The organism is Sphingobium sp. TomTYG74 (assembly GCF_055393875.1).
Genome location: NZ_AP027341.1, coordinates 1528882 through 1544180, shown reverse-complemented (window position 1 = coordinate 1544180; position 15299 = coordinate 1528882). Strand labels below are relative to the sequence as shown.

Sequence of the window (15299 nt, the reverse complement as noted above, 5' to 3'; positions counted from 1 at the left end):
GGCTTAGTCGTTCCTTTCCTTGATGTCGGGCATGGCGGAGCCGCCGCCGCGGTCGCCCTGGCTGATGGCGTGGACCGCAAGCTGGCGGCGATGGCGGCTGGTCTGCTCGGCGCGCATTGCGACCGCCCAGGCGGGCGCCCCAGTCTCCCCGCCGCCGGTCGCCGGCGACGGAGAGTTGTTGTTATTGAGCGCATTCCAAGCCGCCTGTCGCCCGCTCGACACGGCTTCACCAAGGCCGAGGGCGCTGTTGGCGCGGGTCCGCGCGGCATTGCCCGCTGCCTGCGCCACGCCGGAGAGGCCAGCGCCGATCGTGGACTTGCCCGCTTGTTCCTGGCCCAGCTGGTAAGCGGTGGATGCAGCGGAGCCCATCGCCGTGCCAGAGCGGATGGCGCTGAGCGCTCCGCCGCCGGCGAGGCGTGCTCCGCCAGCGGTTGCTCCACCAGCCATCATCGCCATGCCTCCCGCACCCATGGCCGTGCCCATGGCGGCACCAGCGCCGAGCTGCGGCGCGCCCGATACGAGCCCTGAGGCGATCGACGGCCCGAAGATGCCAAGCCCCAGCAACGAGAGGCTGGCGAGCACCAGGCTCATGGCCTGGCCGACATCGGGCTCCTGGCCCTGGAGGGCGTCAGTGAACTCGGTGAAGAAGTTGGAGCCGATGCCGACGATGACGGCGAGCATCATCACCTTGATGCCGGAGCTCACCACATTGCCCAGCACGCGCTCCGCCAGGAAGCTGGTCCGGTTCCAAAGCGCGAACGGCACAAGGATGAAGCCCGCAAGGCTCGTCAGCTTGAACTCGAGGATGCAGACGAACATTTGCACGGCGAGGATGAAGAAGGCGATTATCACCAGCGCCCAGGCGAACAGCAGCACCATGATGGTAAGGAAATTATCGAAGAAGGTCGTGAACCCGACCATCTCGCTCGCCTGGTCAAGAAGCGGCCAGGCTGCGGCGAAGCCGGTGCCGGCGAGCCGTCCGGGCTTCAGCAGGTCGTCGGCGGAGAGCATGCCGCCACCTGCCGTCAGCCCGGCCTGCGCGAAGGAGCGGAAGATGATGTCGGCAAGCGTGGAAAAGCTGTTCAGGATGAACGCGAATGCGCCGACATAGAGGATTTTCTTGAGGAAGCGCCCGATGACATTGTCCTCGCCGCCCATTGCCCAGAACAGCCCGGCAAGCGTGATGTCGATGCCGATCAGCGTCGCGGTCAGGAACCCGACATCGGGTCCCAGCAGGCCGAACCCGCTGTCGATATAGGTGATGAACGCAGCCAGGAAGCGGTCGATGATATTGAGGTCGTTCAAGGGGCTGCCTTCCTGTTGGCTGTGGAGGTGTCGCGGGGCACGGCGTGGGAGGAGAGCCGCGCCCCGCGACGGCGACCGGCGGCGAGAGGGCGAGCCGCCGATCGCTGGTTACCGGACCGGGCCAAGGGCCCGAGGGGTTAGTCGGGCGTGTAGGCCGATCCGGAACCGAGGAACTTCTTGGTGGCAGCGCGGGCCTCGGTTGCCTGCGTCGCACGGCGCGCCTGCTCGACCGCCTCGCTGCGGAACTGGGCGGCCATCATGTGCTGGAGCTGGAACTGCTGCTTGGCCGTGAGCGCGAGCAGCTGGTTGGTTGCCTGTTGCGCTGCAAGCGAACCTTCCGCGCCCTGGCTGCGCGCAACGATCTGGCCAAGCGCCTCGCTGTCGGCCTGGATATTCTCGACGACCTGCGCCTGCACCGCCATCGTCTGTCGAAACGCACCCATGCTGGCATCAAGCCGCGCACGGGCATCGCGGACCCGCGCGTCACTACGCAGCGCCGAGGAGAAGTGTTGGGGGAAGAGCGACTGGAACTTGTCGTCCAACTGGTCCACCCGGAAGTCGATCGCCTGCGCCCGGCCCATGAGCCTATCGATCTCGGTGAGCTTCTGGCGAAGCGCATCAAGCTGCGGGAAGTCGATGCGGCTCAAATTCCTGCCCATGTTGACCAGCATCTGCGCTTCATTCTGGAGTTGCTGGATCTGCTGGTTGACCTGCTGCAGGGTACGTGCGGCAGTCAGGATGTTCTGCGCATAATTGCTGGGATCGAATACCGTAATGGCCAGCGCCGGCGTAGCCGGCATCATGGTGCAGACGGCAAGGCTGCCGCCTGCGCCGAGGCCGAGGACGGCCGCGACCAGATGCTTCTTGGTGAGGATAGGCATCAATTGTCTCCTTGGGGTTCGTGAGCGGGGAAGGCAGCGGCGAGCTCGGCCGCCCAGTCTAGGCCAGCGTCGCGCAGGAAGGCGTGTGCGAACCGGTCGCGCCCCTGCTTGGAGAGGATGGCGTCGATCCGGGCCTGCGCTGCGGGGTCGGACGAGCCGCACAGCGCGAGGGCGAGGGGGCCGAGGCCAAGCTCGAACAGCCGGTTGCCGCGCGCGGACTGGAGGTAATAGTGCCGCTTGGGCGTTGCCCGTGCGATCAGCTCGATCTGCCGGTCGTTGAGGCCAAAGCGTGCGTAGATGTCGTGGCCCTGCGGCTCAATCGCCCGATCGTTGGGAAGCAGGATGCGTTGCGGGCAGCTCTCGATGATCGCTGGTGCAATGGCCGAGCCGGCAATGTCGGCGAGGCTCTGCGTTGCAAACAGCACCGCTACATTCTTCTTGCGCAGCACCTTCAGCCATTCGCGGATGCGCGCGGAAAAGAGCGGGTGGTCGAGGAAGATCCAGGCCTCGTCGAGGATCAGCAGCGTCGGCCGCCCATCGAACCGCTCCTCGAGCCTGTGGAAGAGATAGGTCAGCACGGGCGCGACCGCCGAGCCCATGCCCATCAGTGCCTCGGTCTCGAAACATTGCAGGTCGCCGAGCGCCAGATGCTGTTCGGCGGCATCGAGCAACCGGCCGTGCGGGCCTTCGAGCGTATAGGGCTGGAGCGCGGTGCGCAGCGCGTTCGACTGGAGCAGCAGGGCGAGCCCGGTCATCGTTCGCTCCTCGCGCGGTGCCGAGGCGAGGCTGCCAAGCGCCGTCCAGACCGCCTCCTTCACCTCGGGCGTGACCGGTACATTCTCTCCGCTAAGCAGCGCCGCGATCCATTCCGCAGCCCATCCCCGCTCGGCATGATCGTCGATGCCGGCCAGCGGCTGGAAAGCGAGTTCGGCGCCGCCAGACTCGGCGCTGCCGAGCGCGTGATGTGCGCCGCCCATCGCCAGTACCGCCGCGCGGGCGCTATTGCCTTTGTCGAAGATATAGACCTGCGCTTGCCGGTAGCGGCGGAACTGTAGCGCGATGAGGCTCAGCAGGACCGATTTGCCCGCGCCCGTCGGACCGACCACCATCATGTGGCCGACATCGCCGACATGGGTGGAAAGCCGGAACGGGGTCGAGCCGGCGGTCTTCGCGATCAGCAACGGTGGGCCATCGAGTTGGTCGTTGCGCACCGGCCCCGCCCATATCGAGGACAGGGGCATGAGGTGCGCGAGATTGAGCGTATGGACCAGCGGCTGCCGGACATTGGCGTAAGTGTGGCCCGGCAGCGACGAGAGCCAGGCCTCGAGCGCATTCACGCTTTCCCGAATGCAGGTGAAGCCCAGGCCATTTACGATCCGCTGGACCGCCCGAACCTTGTCCTCGAGCTTTGTCCGGTCTTCATCGGCCACGGTGATCGTCGTAGTGAGATAGCCGAAGGCGACATGATCGCCGCCGAGCACCTGGAGCGCCTGGTCGGCATCGACCACCTTGTTGTCCGCGTCGCTGTCGAGCAGCTGGGCCGGCTGGTTGTACAGCACCTCGCGGAGCAGCGCGGTGACTGACTTGCGCTTGTTGAACCACTGGCGACGCAGCTTCGTCAGCGTCCTGGTCGCCAGGGTCTTGTCGAGCGGGATGAAGCGCGTGACCCAGCGATAGGCGAAATCCTGGTGGTTGAGGGCATCGAGGATGCCGGGCCGACTGACGTTCGGAAAGCCGAGGATGGTGAGTGTGCCTAGGTGCAGTTGGCCGAGACGCGGCTCGAGCCCGCCGACCAGCGGTGTATTGGCGAGCAGGCCATCGAGATACATGGGCGTCTCTGGTGCGGCCACTGCATGGCGGCGGTCGGAGATTGTGCCATGGAGGAAGGTCAGCGTCTCTTCATCGTCGAGCGCGCGCACCTCGGCCATGAAGCCGCCGAGCAGGTCGAGGAGACGGGTGGTCTCCGCGACGAAGCTTTCCAATGTGGCGCGCCAATCCCTACCATCGTTGCCGTCGGGGCGATCGATTAGGGCAGTGACGGCACGATCCGTGGCATCGGCAGGGGGCAGCCAGGTCAGGGTGAGATGATAGTGGCTCTCGAAATGTGCGCCCTCGGCCTCGAACGCCGCGCGCCGCTCTTGGTCCACCAGCCAGCTTGCCGCGTCGGGAAAGCGGCTGTCGGGATAGGCCTGCGCCTCGCGCCGCTCGGCTTCGAAGAACAGCGCCCAGCCACTGCCGAGGCGCTTCAGCGCATTATTCGCCCGCGCGCAGACTGCAACCAGTTCAGCCTCGGTCGCGGACTCAAGGTCGGGGCCGCGGAAGGCGAGCACCCGCAGGAAGCTGCCATCCTTGCCCAGCACCACTCCCGGTGCGACCAGCGCCGCCCAGGGGAGATGGTCCGCGAGGCGATCGGCGCGGTCGCGATATTCCTTGAGGCTCAGCATGCAAGATATCCCTTCTGGCGGATATGGCGCAGCAGGACGGGCGCGAAGTCGGGGTCGCGGCGCGCGGCCATGACGACGACGCTGTGCCCGACCGCCCAGAGCAATAGCCCCGCCAGCCACTGCTGGAGCCCAAGGCCGATGGCCGCTGCCAGCGTGCCGTTGACGATCGCGAGCCCTCGTGGCGCGCCGCCGAGGAGCAGCGGCGAGCCAAGCGACCCGTGGATCGGCACTTCGAAGCCATCGATATGTTCGGGAGCCGGACGGCCTTGGTTCGTCACGAGATCAGCGCTCCGCCGCCAAAGCTGAAGAAGGAGAGGAAGAAGCTCGACGCCGCGAACGCGATCGATAGGCCGAAGACGATCTGGATGAGGCGGCGGAACCCCCCGGCGGTTTCTCCGAACGCAAGGGTGAGCCCGGTCACGATGATGATGATCACCGCGACGATCTTGGCGACCGGACCCTGCACCGATTCGAGTACCTGCTGGAGCGGCTCCTCCCATGGCATGCCCGAGCCCGCGGCCTGGGCCTCAGTGACGATGGCAAGGGCGAGGCCGATTGCGGCGGCGGCGAGCAAGGCCGGGCGGCGTGAAGCTAGGCGGATTGGTGTCATGGGTCATGGCTCCTTAGGGTTAGGGAAGGCGGAGAGCGCGTAGGCGCCGGTGTCGGGATCCACCCCGGCGACCCGGGCGATGGTCGCTATGCGACGGTCGATGCCGCGGCCGGCGATGAACACGATGATGTCGATGGCCTCGGCGATCAGCTGGCGTGGCGCGGTGACGACAGCCTCCTGGCAAAGCTGCTCGATGCGATACAGGGCGGCGAGCGCGCTGTTGGCGTGGACGGTCGTGATCCCGCCTGGATGGCCGGTGTTCCAGGCCTTGAGCATGTCGAGCGCCTCGGGACCGCGCACCTCGCCCACGACGATGCGGTCGGGGCGCAGGCGCATGGTCGATCGGACCAGCTCGGTCATGGAGACATGGGGCAGGCGGGTGCGCAGCGCGACCGTGTCGGGGAGCGGGCATTGCAGCTCGCGCGTGTCCTCGATCAGGATCACGCGGCTGTCTACCCACGCCATTTCACTGAGGAGCGCATTGGCGAGCGTGGTCTTGCCCGAGCTGGTGCCGCCCGCGACCAGGATATTGAAGCGCTGGGTGACCGCCGCCCGCAGGCTGCCGGCCTGCGTCTGGCTCATGAGGCCGTCGGCGACATAGTCGTCGAGGCCATGGAGGCGGGTGGCGGGCTTTCGAATCGAGAAGCAGGGCGCCTGGGCGACCGGCGGAAGCACCCCTTCAAAACGCTCGCCGGCGCGGCCCTCGACATGCGGCGGAAGTTCCGCCGAGACGATGGGATGCTCGGCATGGACCTCGGCGCGTGCATGGCTTGCCACCAGCCGGATGATGCGCTCGACCTGGGAAGGTTCGAGGCGGACCTCGGTATCGACCCGGCCCTCGCCAAGCCGGTCGAGGCGCAACGCGCCGTCGGGGTTGACCATGATCTCGATCACCTGTGGGTCGCGCATGGCCGCGCCGATCTCATCGCCCAGCGCCGTAATCAGCATGCGGCGACGGCGTTCCGCAGACGTGGTGGGGAGGCTCATAGACTGTCCTCCGGGGCAGCGTCGAGCGTCCGGCGGCCCGTCGAGACCTGACGCCCAACCTGGGTCACGAAGGCCTCGAACCGCTTGGCGCCGAGCGCCCGCCCGGCATGGTCATTCTCGGCAAGCGGGGTCTGGATCGCGAGCTCAAAGCGAATGAAGAGGGCCAGCGTCTCGAGGATGACATTGGAGTCGCGCTCGACGCGCCCGATCGCCCGGGTCAGCCGGTCGAGACGCATGGAAAAGCGGTCCTCCAGTTCCGAGGCCCCGCGCTTGTTGAGCCAGGCGGTGACCGCATCCTCGAGGATCGCCGACTTGGTGGCGCCCGGCTTGGCGGCGAGGGCCCCGAGCCGATCCGAAACTGGCTTGGGCAGGAATAGCTGGTGGCGTACTTTGTCTTTGAGCTGTCCCATCGTCAGAACTCCAACTGGAGGTCGTCGGGACGGCCGGAGGCGGCATCGAGGCCGTAGACCGTGCGTGCGGCACCGAGCGCCTGGACGCGGTCCATCACGCGCCTCTCGGCGGCCTGGTCGCCATCATCCTCGCCAAGTCCAAGCGGGTCGGCGACAGTCGGCTCGGCGAGGATAACAGGCTCGATCTCTTGCGCTGGGTGGCGAGCCTGCTCGAGGCCGCCGCTGTCCGCGCCCTCTTCATTACCGGCCTCGATAGCGAGGCGCATGTCGGTGGCGCGGACCTGGCCGGCCCAGTCGTCGGGACGCCTCGCGGGAGCGTCCCGATAGCTCCCGCCGTCGAGCTTAGGTGCCGGGAGGACACGGGCGGCGAACCTGCGGTCCTCATAATAGCGCAGTTTTTTGGCGCGGATGGGGGGATGCCCGGAAATGAGTACGAGTTCGTCGGTGGGCGCGAGCTGCATCACCTCGCCAGGGGTCAGCAGCGCACGGGCGGTTTCCTGGCGGCTGACCATGACATGGGCGAGCCAGGGCGCGAGGCGGTGCCCGGCATAGTTGCGCATGGCGCGCTGCTCGGTCGCGGTGCCGAGCGCGTCCGAGATCCGCTTCGCCGTGCGCTCGTCATTGGTCGCGAACGCGATGCGTACATGGCAGTTGTCGAGGATGGCATTATGCTCGCCATAGGCCTTCTCGATCTGATTGAGGCTCTGCGCGATGAGGAAGGCGCGCACGCCATAGCCGGCGAGGAAGGCAAGGCTGGTCTCGAAGAAATCGAGTCGTCCCAGCGCCGGGAACTCGTCGAGCATCATCAGCAGCCGGTGCCGCCCCCGGGTGGCGCCGCTCTCGCCAGCAGCCCCGTGCAGTTCCTCGGTCAGGCGACGGCCGATCTGGTTGAGGACCAGTCGGACCAGCGGCTTGGTGCGGCTGATGTCGGACGGCGGTACGACGAGGTAGAGCGAGACCGGATGCGGGGCTTCGACCAGGTCGATTATCCGCCAGTCCGACGCTGCCGTGACAGCCGCGACGGTCGGATCGCGATAGAGGCCGAGGAACGACATGGCGGTTGAGAGCACGCCCGAGCGCTCATTCTCGCTCTTGTTGAGCAATTCGCGGGCGGCCGACGCGACGACCGGATGCACCTTCGGCGCATCAGCCGTGCCGAGATGGTTCGTTGCCATCATCCGACGCAACGTGGCGACGAAACTGCGCTGCGGATCGGAGAGGAAGGCCGCCACCCGGGAGAGCGTCTTTTCCTCTTCGGCATAGAGCACGTGGAGGATCGCGCCGACCAGCAGCGAATGGGATGTCTTCTCCCAATGGTTGCGGCGTTCGAGCGCGCCGTCGGGATCGACGAGGATGTCGGCGATATTCTGGACATCGCGGACCTCGTTCACCCCGCGCCGCACCTCGAGCAGGGGATTGTAGCGGGCCGACCGCGCGTCGGTCGGGTTGAACAGCAGGCAGTGAGAGAAGCGGGAACGCCAGCCGGCGGTCAGTTGCCAGTTCTCGCCCTTGATGTCATGGACGATTGTCGAGCCGGTCCAGCTGAGCAGCGTGGGCACGACGAGGCCCACACCCTTGCCCGACCGGGTCGGGGCAAAGGCCATGACATGCTCGGGGCCGTCGTGGCGGAGATCATCGCCGTCGATGCGGCCAAGCGTAACCCCATGCCTGCTGAGCAGTTCTGCCTTGGTTACGTCTTTGCGGGTCGCCCAGCGTGCCGAGCCATAAGTGGTGACGTTGCTCGACTGGCGCGCGCGCCAGACCGAGCCAAATATGGCTGTGCCGCAGGCGAGCAATCCACTGCCGGCAGCAATGGCCCCCGCCTCGTCAAAAATAGCTGGCGCATAGGCATCAAAGGAAAACCACCAGGGGAAGATTGACCATGGCTGGTAGATGGGCACGCCCATCAGGGTGAGCCAGGGAGCTCCAAGTTCCGGTTGATACTGCAGGCTTGCTGCTGCCCATTGGGTCGCTGCCCAGATTCCAGCCAAGATGATCGCAAGCACGGCAATCATTTGTCCTATTAGCAGCTTGGTGGGGGTCATGTTGGCCTCCGCCGACAAACGACTCATTCGTCTGCCGGGTGAGCCAAACATGAGCGGTGGAGGGGCTGGACGTCAGATACGCGCTGGTGCCGTCAGGCACACTTTTGGGTCACAATTCTGTGCGTGAACCTGTGCACCTGGAAGTGTTTTACCATATATGATGCGAAATATCTCATGGGCGGACTTTTCGCCCATAATAAGCCAGCTCCATTCGGAGGGGCTTTACTTCTGGTCACATGCCGCTTGTGAGACGCGAAATGGCCTCCTTTGATCTGTGGCCGATGAGGGCTCAGAATAGATTTTCGGCGGTGATCAGCGCTTTATCAAAAAGCAAGGATCGACCTTCAAGGCTTTTGCCAGCCTTCCCAGGATCGTGACGCTCGCTGATACCCGCGCACGTTCAATTGAGCCTATATATCGCGAGCTCAAACCGGTCAGTTCTGCCACGTCTTCCTGCGTCAGCCCACGTTCGTGGCGCAGTACACGCAATTTGGTCGCGAGAACTTCCTTCAAATCCATGTCGATTGGATCAGGAAGCAGGAACGAAAGTTCTAGGAACGATCATTCCTATTCGTTACAAGCGGTGGGTTCATGAAGAGATTTCGAACGGAGGTCTCGCGTTTTGCCCGGTGCAGCAGCGCTCTTTCCATCGGAGTTGAAGGTTCCAGATGTGGCGGAGGTTTCCGAATATGACCGCAATCACCTCGCCATGTACGCTGCGTTGCTCGATGCAGCGGATCGAAAAATGAGTTGGGATGAGGCAGCAATCGCGATCATGGGCCTGGATGTGTCAGATGCCGGGGCGGAAGCCTGCTGGCGTTCGCATCTTGAGCGTGCCCGCTGGATTGTCGGGGAGGGCCTGGGTCAGGCAATCGAAGCCTTTGGCCGTCCTGCCCTGGATCCTTGAACGATTGAGCCATCGGTGCCTCTCGGCTTTGCCGCGACCGCGCTCTACGGCCCTGGCCTGAAGGCTGGATTTAGCCGGAGCTCTTGCACCCATGGAACCCGGCGATCAACCGCCATGGCCGCCACTTAACCTGTTCGGGGACTTCGGTGGTGGGGCGGCCTTCATCGTTATAGGTGTTTGGCGGCAATGTGGCAGCGGGAGCGTTCGTGTTGCGATCGTCGATGGCGTATCGTCGATCATGTCCTTCTACGCCGGATTGCTCCAAAGGGAGTGTTGACCTCGCTGGCATGGCGGCCTGCATGAGAGTGCATTTTTTGGTGCCGCGGAGATCGAAAAAGGCTACTTGGAGCGTTATCTGATCATTTATTGATTTGTGATCATATATTGCACATATAGTGAGGAAGGAGGTGGCGATGGCCGCAATTGCTCATTCACCCCGTCGTAGCCTTGCGCTGGGTGCGACGGCGCCCAGCCGCAAGGATCTTACCGGTCCTGCGCTACGCACGTTTTTTCGTATCGCCGAAGCGTGGGGGCTCAATGAGGCCGAGCAGATGAAGCTTCTTGGGCTCGACAACCGTTCGACTCTCCAGGCCTGGAAGCGCGGTGCGGTAGCGGCCATCCCCAAGGACGCGCTGGAGCGGATTTCCTATGTCATGGGCATATATAAGGGGCTGAAGATCCTTCTGCCGCGCACCGCCGATGCGTGGATTCGCAAGCGCAATGAAGCGCCGTTATTCGCTGGTCGTCCGGCGATCGAGCGCATGACCTCGGGCAATGTCGCTGATCTCTATGTCGTGCGCCAATATGTGGATGCGCAACGCGGCTGATGGGGGATATTTCCATCAGCCAGGTTCGGTGGAAGCCCTGCTACCGGATCGTTGCCAGCCGATTTCCGCCCATCTCGCTGTTCGAGGACGTCGCGGACCCGGCAGACCTTGAGGCGGTTTATCTCATCGAGGCAATGACCAACGACCGCTTGCGCGAGGAGGTTGGCGATCTCACCCTCGTGCCGCCCGAAGACCGGATTTCGGGGCCGGGCACATCGGCGATCATGGCGGCCTTTACCCATCTCAATCCGGAGGGAAGCCGTTTTTCCGATGGCAGCTTTGGAGCCTTCTACGCTGCCCGGCCGATCGAGACCGCGGTAGCCGAGACAAGTTATCACCGCGCGCGATTCATGACGTTCACGAAGGAACCCGCCCAGGAACTCGACATGCGCGTTTATGCGGTGGACTTGGATGCGTCGCTGCATGATATCCGCGCTCTTCGCGAGACGCGGCCCGAATTCTATGCGTTGGACAGCTATGGCGCCAGTCAAGGGCTTGCGCTGGAGCTTCGCCAGATCGGATCAAATGGTATTCTTTATGAAAGCGTGCGCTATGCCGGCGGCGAATGTGCGGCCGTGTTCCGACCCCGCCTTCTTTCCAAGTGCCGACAGGAACGGCACCTGTGCTATGTCTGGAACGGTCGGGAAATCGACACCGTCTACGAGAAGAAGGCGTTTTCCTGAATTCGTGAGGAGTTCAGCGCGGGACATGTGGCTGTGTTTCGCTCCGTGTGCGCCGAGGATGGGGCAGTGGGGGCGCGTCAAAAGTGCCAGCTTTTTGGAAAAATGATGGACTTCGCTGGCAGCGGAATGCGCCGTTGCCGACGTGAAAGCACCGCAGCGTCCTTCGTGATGGATCAACGGTTCAGACTTCCGTAGTCCACGGGTTGATGGCCGCCAACGACCGCAGATTCTCTTGTGAAAGGGGTGTGGGCGGGGAGAGGGGGAATTCGCCGGCGGCCGTGAGGGACAAGAGATCCGAGATGCGGCGGCTGATGACATGCCTCGAATAGGCCCCGGGGAATGAGTCGGCGGTATCTCTTGCCGTCGGTGGAAAATAGCGAGCGCGGAAATCGGGCTTGAATACGCTATCCCATATGTTGAGCGATTGCCCCCCTCTTTCCGATTTGCCGCTGAAGATCGCGTAGTTTGGCAGCGCCTTGGGGTGATCGACGAGGGCACGGTGGACGAACTCGTCTACCTTTTCGAGCACGATACTCTCTGCTCCAGCGTCGCGAACCTGCCTGGCCGAGGCGAACAGGGAATGGGCGCCCTCAAGCGAGCCGCCGATCCTGCCGCTGCCCTCACCCTGAGGGGTGTAGCCGAGATGGGCCATAACCCTGAATCCTTCCCGGGCAAGTCGTTCAATAGTGGTAACAACGCAGGTGGAGTGAACTTCAAGCTTGATGACATCGGCCCCAGCATTGACCATTTTATCGGCGCTATGCAGGGCGATCTCGCCGTTCTCGGCCGATCCGTCCGGCATGTCTCCGACGATATAGGGCCTGTTGTCGGGAAAGAGTTGCGCCGCGCGATGTGCGACTTCCTTCACCAGTCCAGTCATGATCTCAAGGAACAGCGCCTGCTCCCCGCGGGCCAGCCTGGTGCTATTGCGCCCGAGATGAGTCATAAGGTAGGAATCCGACACCATCAGACAATCGAGCCGTATGCCCAGTTCGAGAAGCGGATTGTCCTCCCATGCCTGCGCCACCGCCTCTACCTCATAGTCGCGATAAAGGTTAAGCTTGATCGGCCGACGGACGATCAGTCCATCGTCGAGGGCCAGTTCGATAGGTGTCGACATCAACATCGGAAAATTGTCCTTGTTGTAGATCACGGCAACATTGCCGGTCCGCGTCACAGGGCGTTGCGAACTCCGCTTTCAATCGGGATTTTTATTCGAGCGCGGCGGATCGAGCGGAGGGGATGGAACCGCCTCGCAGCATCATCACGACCGAAGCGGTAAGCGCCCCGCACAGCGCTGAAGCGAGAAACAGGGCCGTCATTCCCAAACCTGCGGCGATCAGTCCGCCACCTATGCCGGCGACGATCGTCGCGAGCTTGGCGCCGCTGTCGAACCAGCCGAACGCGCGGCCCGCGCTGGCGTCTTCGATCGTGTCGGCGATTAGCGCGTTGAGCGCGACATAGCCGAGTGTCATGCCTATCCCCAACGCGAGGCGAGCGAGGGCGAAGACGGCAAGCGACGTGGTGAACGCCTGTGTCAGAAGGGTGACGCCGACGATCAGGGCACCGGCGGCAAACCAGGGTGCCGGATCGCGCGCGCGCAAATGGCGCCCCAGTGGAATGCAGGCCAGCAGGTAGACAATATGAGGAAGGCCGAACAGCCAGCCCGCGCCCCCGGCACCAAGGCCGAAGGTCGCCATGCTGTATGGTATCAGAAAGGGGAAGGTGGAGATCATGGCGAGGGTGAAGCCGGTTTGCCCCGCCATGATCGCACCGCGCGAAAGGAAATGCCTGCTTGGCGAAGAGGGCGCGCGCGCGGCGTCTGTGTCAGACTCGGGGCGTCGGCGCGCTGGCAGGGGAGCCAGCAGCATCACTGCGATCATCGGCAACAGGGCCACGATGAGATAGAGTTTTTGCGGCGCAAGATGCTGATCAACCATGAAGCCGACAGCCGCTGGCGCGAAGATCAGCGCAAGGCGGGCCGACGCCTGGGTCAGGTTCAGCGCCTGTGACAGATCCTTCCGTGGCAGCGCCTCCGACAGATAGGCGTTGCTGGCCGAGAACGTGCCCCCAAGCAGGCCTTGAAGGCAGAGGGCCAGGACGAATAGGGACAGTGATCCGGCGAGTCCCGCGAGAATGAAGCTAAAGGCCAGTCCTATCTGAGCGCGAAGCAGCAGCGGCTTACGTCCCCATCGGTCGGCCAGCCGACCCCATAGCGGCGCGGAGATGGTAAGGCATGCGGTCGGAACGATATAGAGCCAACCGATCAGGCGTTCTTCCGCACCCGGCGCAATGCCGACGAGAATCAGCGCCAGAAATGGAGGCATGCCCATGGGACCGAAGGCGCCCGCGAAATGGCAGGCAAGGACGGTCGCCTTGATGCGGCCGGGCGTCATCGCCCATCTCCGGGCAGGAGGAAGTTGGGAGCCGTGCGGCCATAGGCCTTGTTCACGTCAGCGGCGCCTGTCGCGCTGCGGCTTTCCAGGGTGGCGGCGCGCAGCAGATATTTGATCGGAAAATGGCTTGCCTCAAGCAGCGCGGCGCGCAGGGCGCCAGTGGCGATGCCTTCGCCCTCGAGCAGATCCAGATGACGTTCAACGGCTGCGCGCAGCGTCCGCCGGTAGGCCATGGTCTTGCCGAGATGGCGGCCCATGCCTTCGATCACGACTCCGAGGTTGAGCTGGATCGTGATGGTGATCAGCATTTGCGCGGTGCCGGCTGCATCGGTGGTGGTGATCCGTGCGTCCTGCAACTGGCTCAGCCAGGCATCCGAACCGGCATAAGCCGAACGGAGCAGAGCAGCGTCGATCCGGGGCGAGTCATTGTCCTTGAGCAGCAGGCGAAGTCCCGACTGCCCGAAGAGGAGGATTGAATTTTGCTGGTTGGCCTCCAGTTCGAGGCCATAGCGAGCGGCAAGCCGGATATGGACGCCAAGCAGCAGATCGCAGAAGTCTTCGATGAAGCGATCCGCATCGCCGTCATAATGCCTGTCCACCAGATGCAGAACATGGGGACGGCCATCCCGCATCGGCGCCATCAGCGCTGCGACCGGAACCGGCTCGCTGTCGTCGAGACCTTCCGGGTAGCGGCGGAGGATATAAGCGAGGAAGCGGTTGTCGCTATGGTGCGCGCCGCCGCTTTCGTCAGTCAGCAGGAGCTTGTCCCCAAGCGCGGTATCGCTGGCGAGGATTTCCTCCAGGAGCGCATGGACGACATGGCCGTCGTTGATCGTCACCGGCTTGATCGCGCGCAGGTTGAGGCGGCCCAAGGTGCTGATCGCAAGCGGAAGCTTGATATGCAGGCCGGGCTCACCGACCAGCGCCAAGGCGCGGACGGAGAGCGTAGGTACGACCTCCAGCCACTCATAGGGGGCTTTGTGAGCGTGATCGGCTAGACCCGCTTCCACCAATATGGTGTCCAGCTTTTCGCCTTGCATGAAGGGATGAACCGGAAGCAGCACATGGCTGTACTCCAAGGCTGCATCGAGGCCGACATCCTTGAAAGATGGCCAGATCGCGGGCGTCTCGCCTTGGACGGACAGGCCGTCCTTCGGCAACGCCAGCCAGTTCAGCCGGAAAGACCGCTGATATTCCGGACCATAAGCGATGAGATCGGCAGCGGCGAAGCCATGTTTGGCCCTTGCTGTCGGATAAAAGGGATGGTCGAGAAAGGAGGCGATGCGATCGTTCGCCAGCATCGCGCGGTGCCATGCGGGGTGGTTTTCCAGCCGTGCTTCCGCCGAAGATTTTTCGCCACGCGCGGCATCGCAAAGCGTGCCCTGAACGATCGCGGCCTGACATTCGTCAAGAAAGGCGGCGATGTTGGCGCTGTCCTCGCCTTCAAGCCCTATGCCGAGGATCTCGAGGAATTCGGTGACGCTGTCGATCAACCGCATGCCTTGCTTGGCGATATGGACGAAAGGAGGCTGGCAAACGCGCCACTCCTGCATGAAGCCATCGGGCTCGACGGGTATAAGAAGCCGACTGGTGTCGGATGCCTCGTAGACGAGGTAGCGTTCGACACCGTCCACCATGCGATTGAAGGGCTCGTCGCCAGCCGGGGCGACCCGACCGGCGGCGATCCCGCGATAATTCTCACGCAGGAAGCAATCCGCCACACGCCTCAGGATGTAACGACTATGATCGCGGACCGACGGCGCGGGTTTGACAGCGGTAGCGATAGTCATGTGTTTTCTCCTGA

At 63.8% G+C, this 15299-nt stretch carries 15 protein-coding genes; 3 read left to right on the top strand and 12 right to left on the bottom strand.

Annotated features, from left to right (window positions below):
• Positions 1 to 3 precede the first annotated feature (3 nt).
• From trbL to ACZ5TB_RS07785, 9 genes are all read right to left on the bottom strand, one after another.
• Positions 4 to 1305 carry a P-type conjugative transfer protein TrbL gene (gene trbL, locus ACZ5TB_RS07825; protein WP_464790788.1) on the bottom strand — a complete coding sequence of 434 codons (1302 nt, stop codon included), beginning with the start codon at positions 1303 to 1305 and terminating at the stop codon, positions 4 to 6.
• A 137-nt stretch (positions 1306 to 1442) separates the two neighbouring features.
• Positions 1443 to 2186: a P-type conjugative transfer protein TrbJ gene (trbJ, locus tag ACZ5TB_RS07820; RefSeq protein WP_464790787.1), complete on the bottom strand. Its 744-nt coding sequence runs from the start codon at positions 2184 to 2186 to the stop codon at positions 1443 to 1445.
• Complete coding sequence (gene trbE / locus ACZ5TB_RS07815) at positions 2186 to 4630, bottom strand: conjugal transfer protein TrbE (protein ID WP_464790786.1); 2445 nt, start codon at positions 4628 to 4630, stop codon at positions 2186 to 2188. Before trbE ends, trbJ begins: the two co-directional genes overlap by 1 nt.
• Complete coding sequence (locus ACZ5TB_RS07810) at positions 4624 to 4908, bottom strand: VirB3 family type IV secretion system protein (protein WP_464790785.1); 285 nt, start codon at positions 4906 to 4908, stop codon at positions 4624 to 4626. Before ACZ5TB_RS07810 ends, trbE begins: the two co-directional genes overlap by 7 nt.
• Positions 4905 to 5240, bottom strand: a complete 336-nt coding sequence (locus tag ACZ5TB_RS07805) for a TrbC/VirB2 family type IV secretion system protein (RefSeq protein ID WP_464790784.1) — start codon at positions 5238 to 5240, stop codon at positions 4905 to 4907. The genes ACZ5TB_RS07810 and ACZ5TB_RS07805 overlap by 4 nt, the downstream gene beginning before the upstream one ends.
• A gap of 3 nt (positions 5241 to 5243) precedes the next feature.
• On the bottom strand, positions 5244 to 6227 hold the full coding sequence (gene trbB, locus ACZ5TB_RS07800; protein WP_464790783.1) for a P-type conjugative transfer ATPase TrbB: 984 nt from the start codon (positions 6225 to 6227) through the stop codon (positions 5244 to 5246).
• Positions 6224 to 6637, bottom strand: a complete 414-nt coding sequence (locus tag ACZ5TB_RS07795) for a CopG family transcriptional regulator (protein ID WP_464790782.1) — start codon at positions 6635 to 6637, stop codon at positions 6224 to 6226. Before ACZ5TB_RS07795 ends, trbB begins: the two co-directional genes overlap by 4 nt.
• 2 nt (positions 6638 to 6639) lie before the next feature.
• Positions 6640 to 8682 carry a conjugal transfer protein TraG gene (locus ACZ5TB_RS07790; RefSeq protein WP_464790781.1) on the bottom strand — a complete coding sequence of 681 codons (2043 nt, stop codon included), beginning with the start codon at positions 8680 to 8682 and terminating at the stop codon, positions 6640 to 6642.
• 312 nt (positions 8683 to 8994) lie between these two features.
• On the bottom strand, positions 8995 to 9201 hold the full coding sequence (locus tag ACZ5TB_RS07785) for a helix-turn-helix domain-containing protein (protein ID WP_464777936.1): 207 nt from the start codon (positions 9199 to 9201) through the stop codon (positions 8995 to 8997).
• 136 nt (positions 9202 to 9337) lie between these two features.
• On the opposite strand from ACZ5TB_RS07785, the gene ACZ5TB_RS07780 reads away from it, so the two are divergent.
• The 3 genes from ACZ5TB_RS07780 to ACZ5TB_RS07770 all read left to right on the top strand — a co-directional run bounded on the left by ACZ5TB_RS07780 (position 9338) and on the right by ACZ5TB_RS07770 (position 11099).
• Entirely contained in the window at positions 9338 to 9589 is a 252-nt protein-coding gene (locus ACZ5TB_RS07780) for a hypothetical protein (protein WP_464790780.1), read from the top strand.
• Positions 9590 to 10002: 413 nt separating this feature from the next.
• A complete protein-coding gene (locus ACZ5TB_RS07775; protein WP_464790779.1) occupies positions 10003 to 10416 on the top strand; it encodes an antitoxin Xre-like helix-turn-helix domain-containing protein in 414 nt (137 codons plus the stop codon).
• The gene (locus tag ACZ5TB_RS07770) at positions 10416 to 11099 is read left to right on the top strand and encodes an RES family NAD+ phosphorylase (protein ID WP_464790778.1); all 684 of its coding nucleotides are present in this window, start codon (positions 10416 to 10418) and stop codon (positions 11097 to 11099) included. Before ACZ5TB_RS07775 ends, ACZ5TB_RS07770 begins: the two co-directional genes overlap by 1 nt.
• A 181-nt stretch (positions 11100 to 11280) precedes the next feature.
• Here ACZ5TB_RS07770 and ACZ5TB_RS07765 read toward each other — a convergent pair whose 3' ends face one another.
• Genes ACZ5TB_RS07765 through ACZ5TB_RS07755 form a run of 3 tightly spaced genes read right to left on the bottom strand, consistent with a single transcriptional unit; the run spans position 11281 to position 15285 of the window.
• On the bottom strand, positions 11281 to 12252 hold the full coding sequence (locus ACZ5TB_RS07765; protein WP_464790777.1) for a 3-methyl-2-oxobutanoate hydroxymethyltransferase: 972 nt from the start codon (positions 12250 to 12252) through the stop codon (positions 11281 to 11283).
• A 58-nt stretch (positions 12253 to 12310) separates the two neighbouring features.
• Positions 12311 to 13495 carry an MFS transporter gene (locus tag ACZ5TB_RS07760; RefSeq protein ID WP_464790776.1) on the bottom strand — a complete coding sequence of 395 codons (1185 nt, stop codon included), beginning with the start codon at positions 13493 to 13495 and terminating at the stop codon, positions 12311 to 12313.
• Positions 13492 to 15285 carry an IucA/IucC family protein gene (locus ACZ5TB_RS07755; protein WP_464790775.1) on the bottom strand — a complete coding sequence of 598 codons (1794 nt, stop codon included), beginning with the start codon at positions 15283 to 15285 and terminating at the stop codon, positions 13492 to 13494. The genes ACZ5TB_RS07760 and ACZ5TB_RS07755 overlap by 4 nt, the downstream gene beginning before the upstream one ends.
• Positions 15286 to 15299 lie beyond the last annotated feature (14 nt).

Coding starts and splice junctions, on each gene's coding strand:
- trbJ (WP_464790787.1), bottom strand. CDS start 2,186: ATGCCTATCCTCACCAAGAAGCATCTGGTCGCGGCCGTCCTCGGCCTC.
- trbE (WP_464790786.1), bottom strand. CDS start 4,630: ATGCTGAGCCTCAAGGAATATCGCGACCGCGCCGATCGCCTCGCGGAC.
- ACZ5TB_RS07805 (WP_464790784.1), bottom strand. CDS start 5,240: ATGACACCAATCCGCCTAGCTTCACGCCGCCCGGCCTTGCTCGCCGCC.
- trbB (WP_464790783.1), bottom strand. CDS start 6,227: ATGAGCCTCCCCACCACGTCTGCGGAACGCCGTCGCCGCATGCTGATT.
- ACZ5TB_RS07795 (WP_464790782.1), bottom strand. CDS start 6,637: ATGGGACAGCTCAAAGACAAAGTACGCCACCAGCTATTCCTGCCCAAG.
- ACZ5TB_RS07790 (WP_464790781.1), bottom strand. CDS start 8,682: ATGACCCCCACCAAGCTGCTAATAGGACAAATGATTGCCGTGCTTGCG.
- ACZ5TB_RS07785 (WP_464777936.1), bottom strand. CDS start 9,201: ATGGATTTGAAGGAAGTTCTCGCGACCAAATTGCGTGTACTGCGCCAC.
- ACZ5TB_RS07775 (WP_464790779.1), top strand. CDS start 10,003: ATGGCCGCAATTGCTCATTCACCCCGTCGTAGCCTTGCGCTGGGTGCG.
- ACZ5TB_RS07770 (WP_464790778.1), top strand. CDS start 10,416: ATGGGGGATATTTCCATCAGCCAGGTTCGGTGGAAGCCCTGCTACCGG.
- ACZ5TB_RS07760 (WP_464790776.1), bottom strand. CDS start 13,495: ATGACGCCCGGCCGCATCAAGGCGACCGTCCTTGCCTGCCATTTCGCG.
- ACZ5TB_RS07755 (WP_464790775.1), bottom strand. CDS start 15,285: ATGACTATCGCTACCGCTGTCAAACCCGCGCCGTCGGTCCGCGATCAT.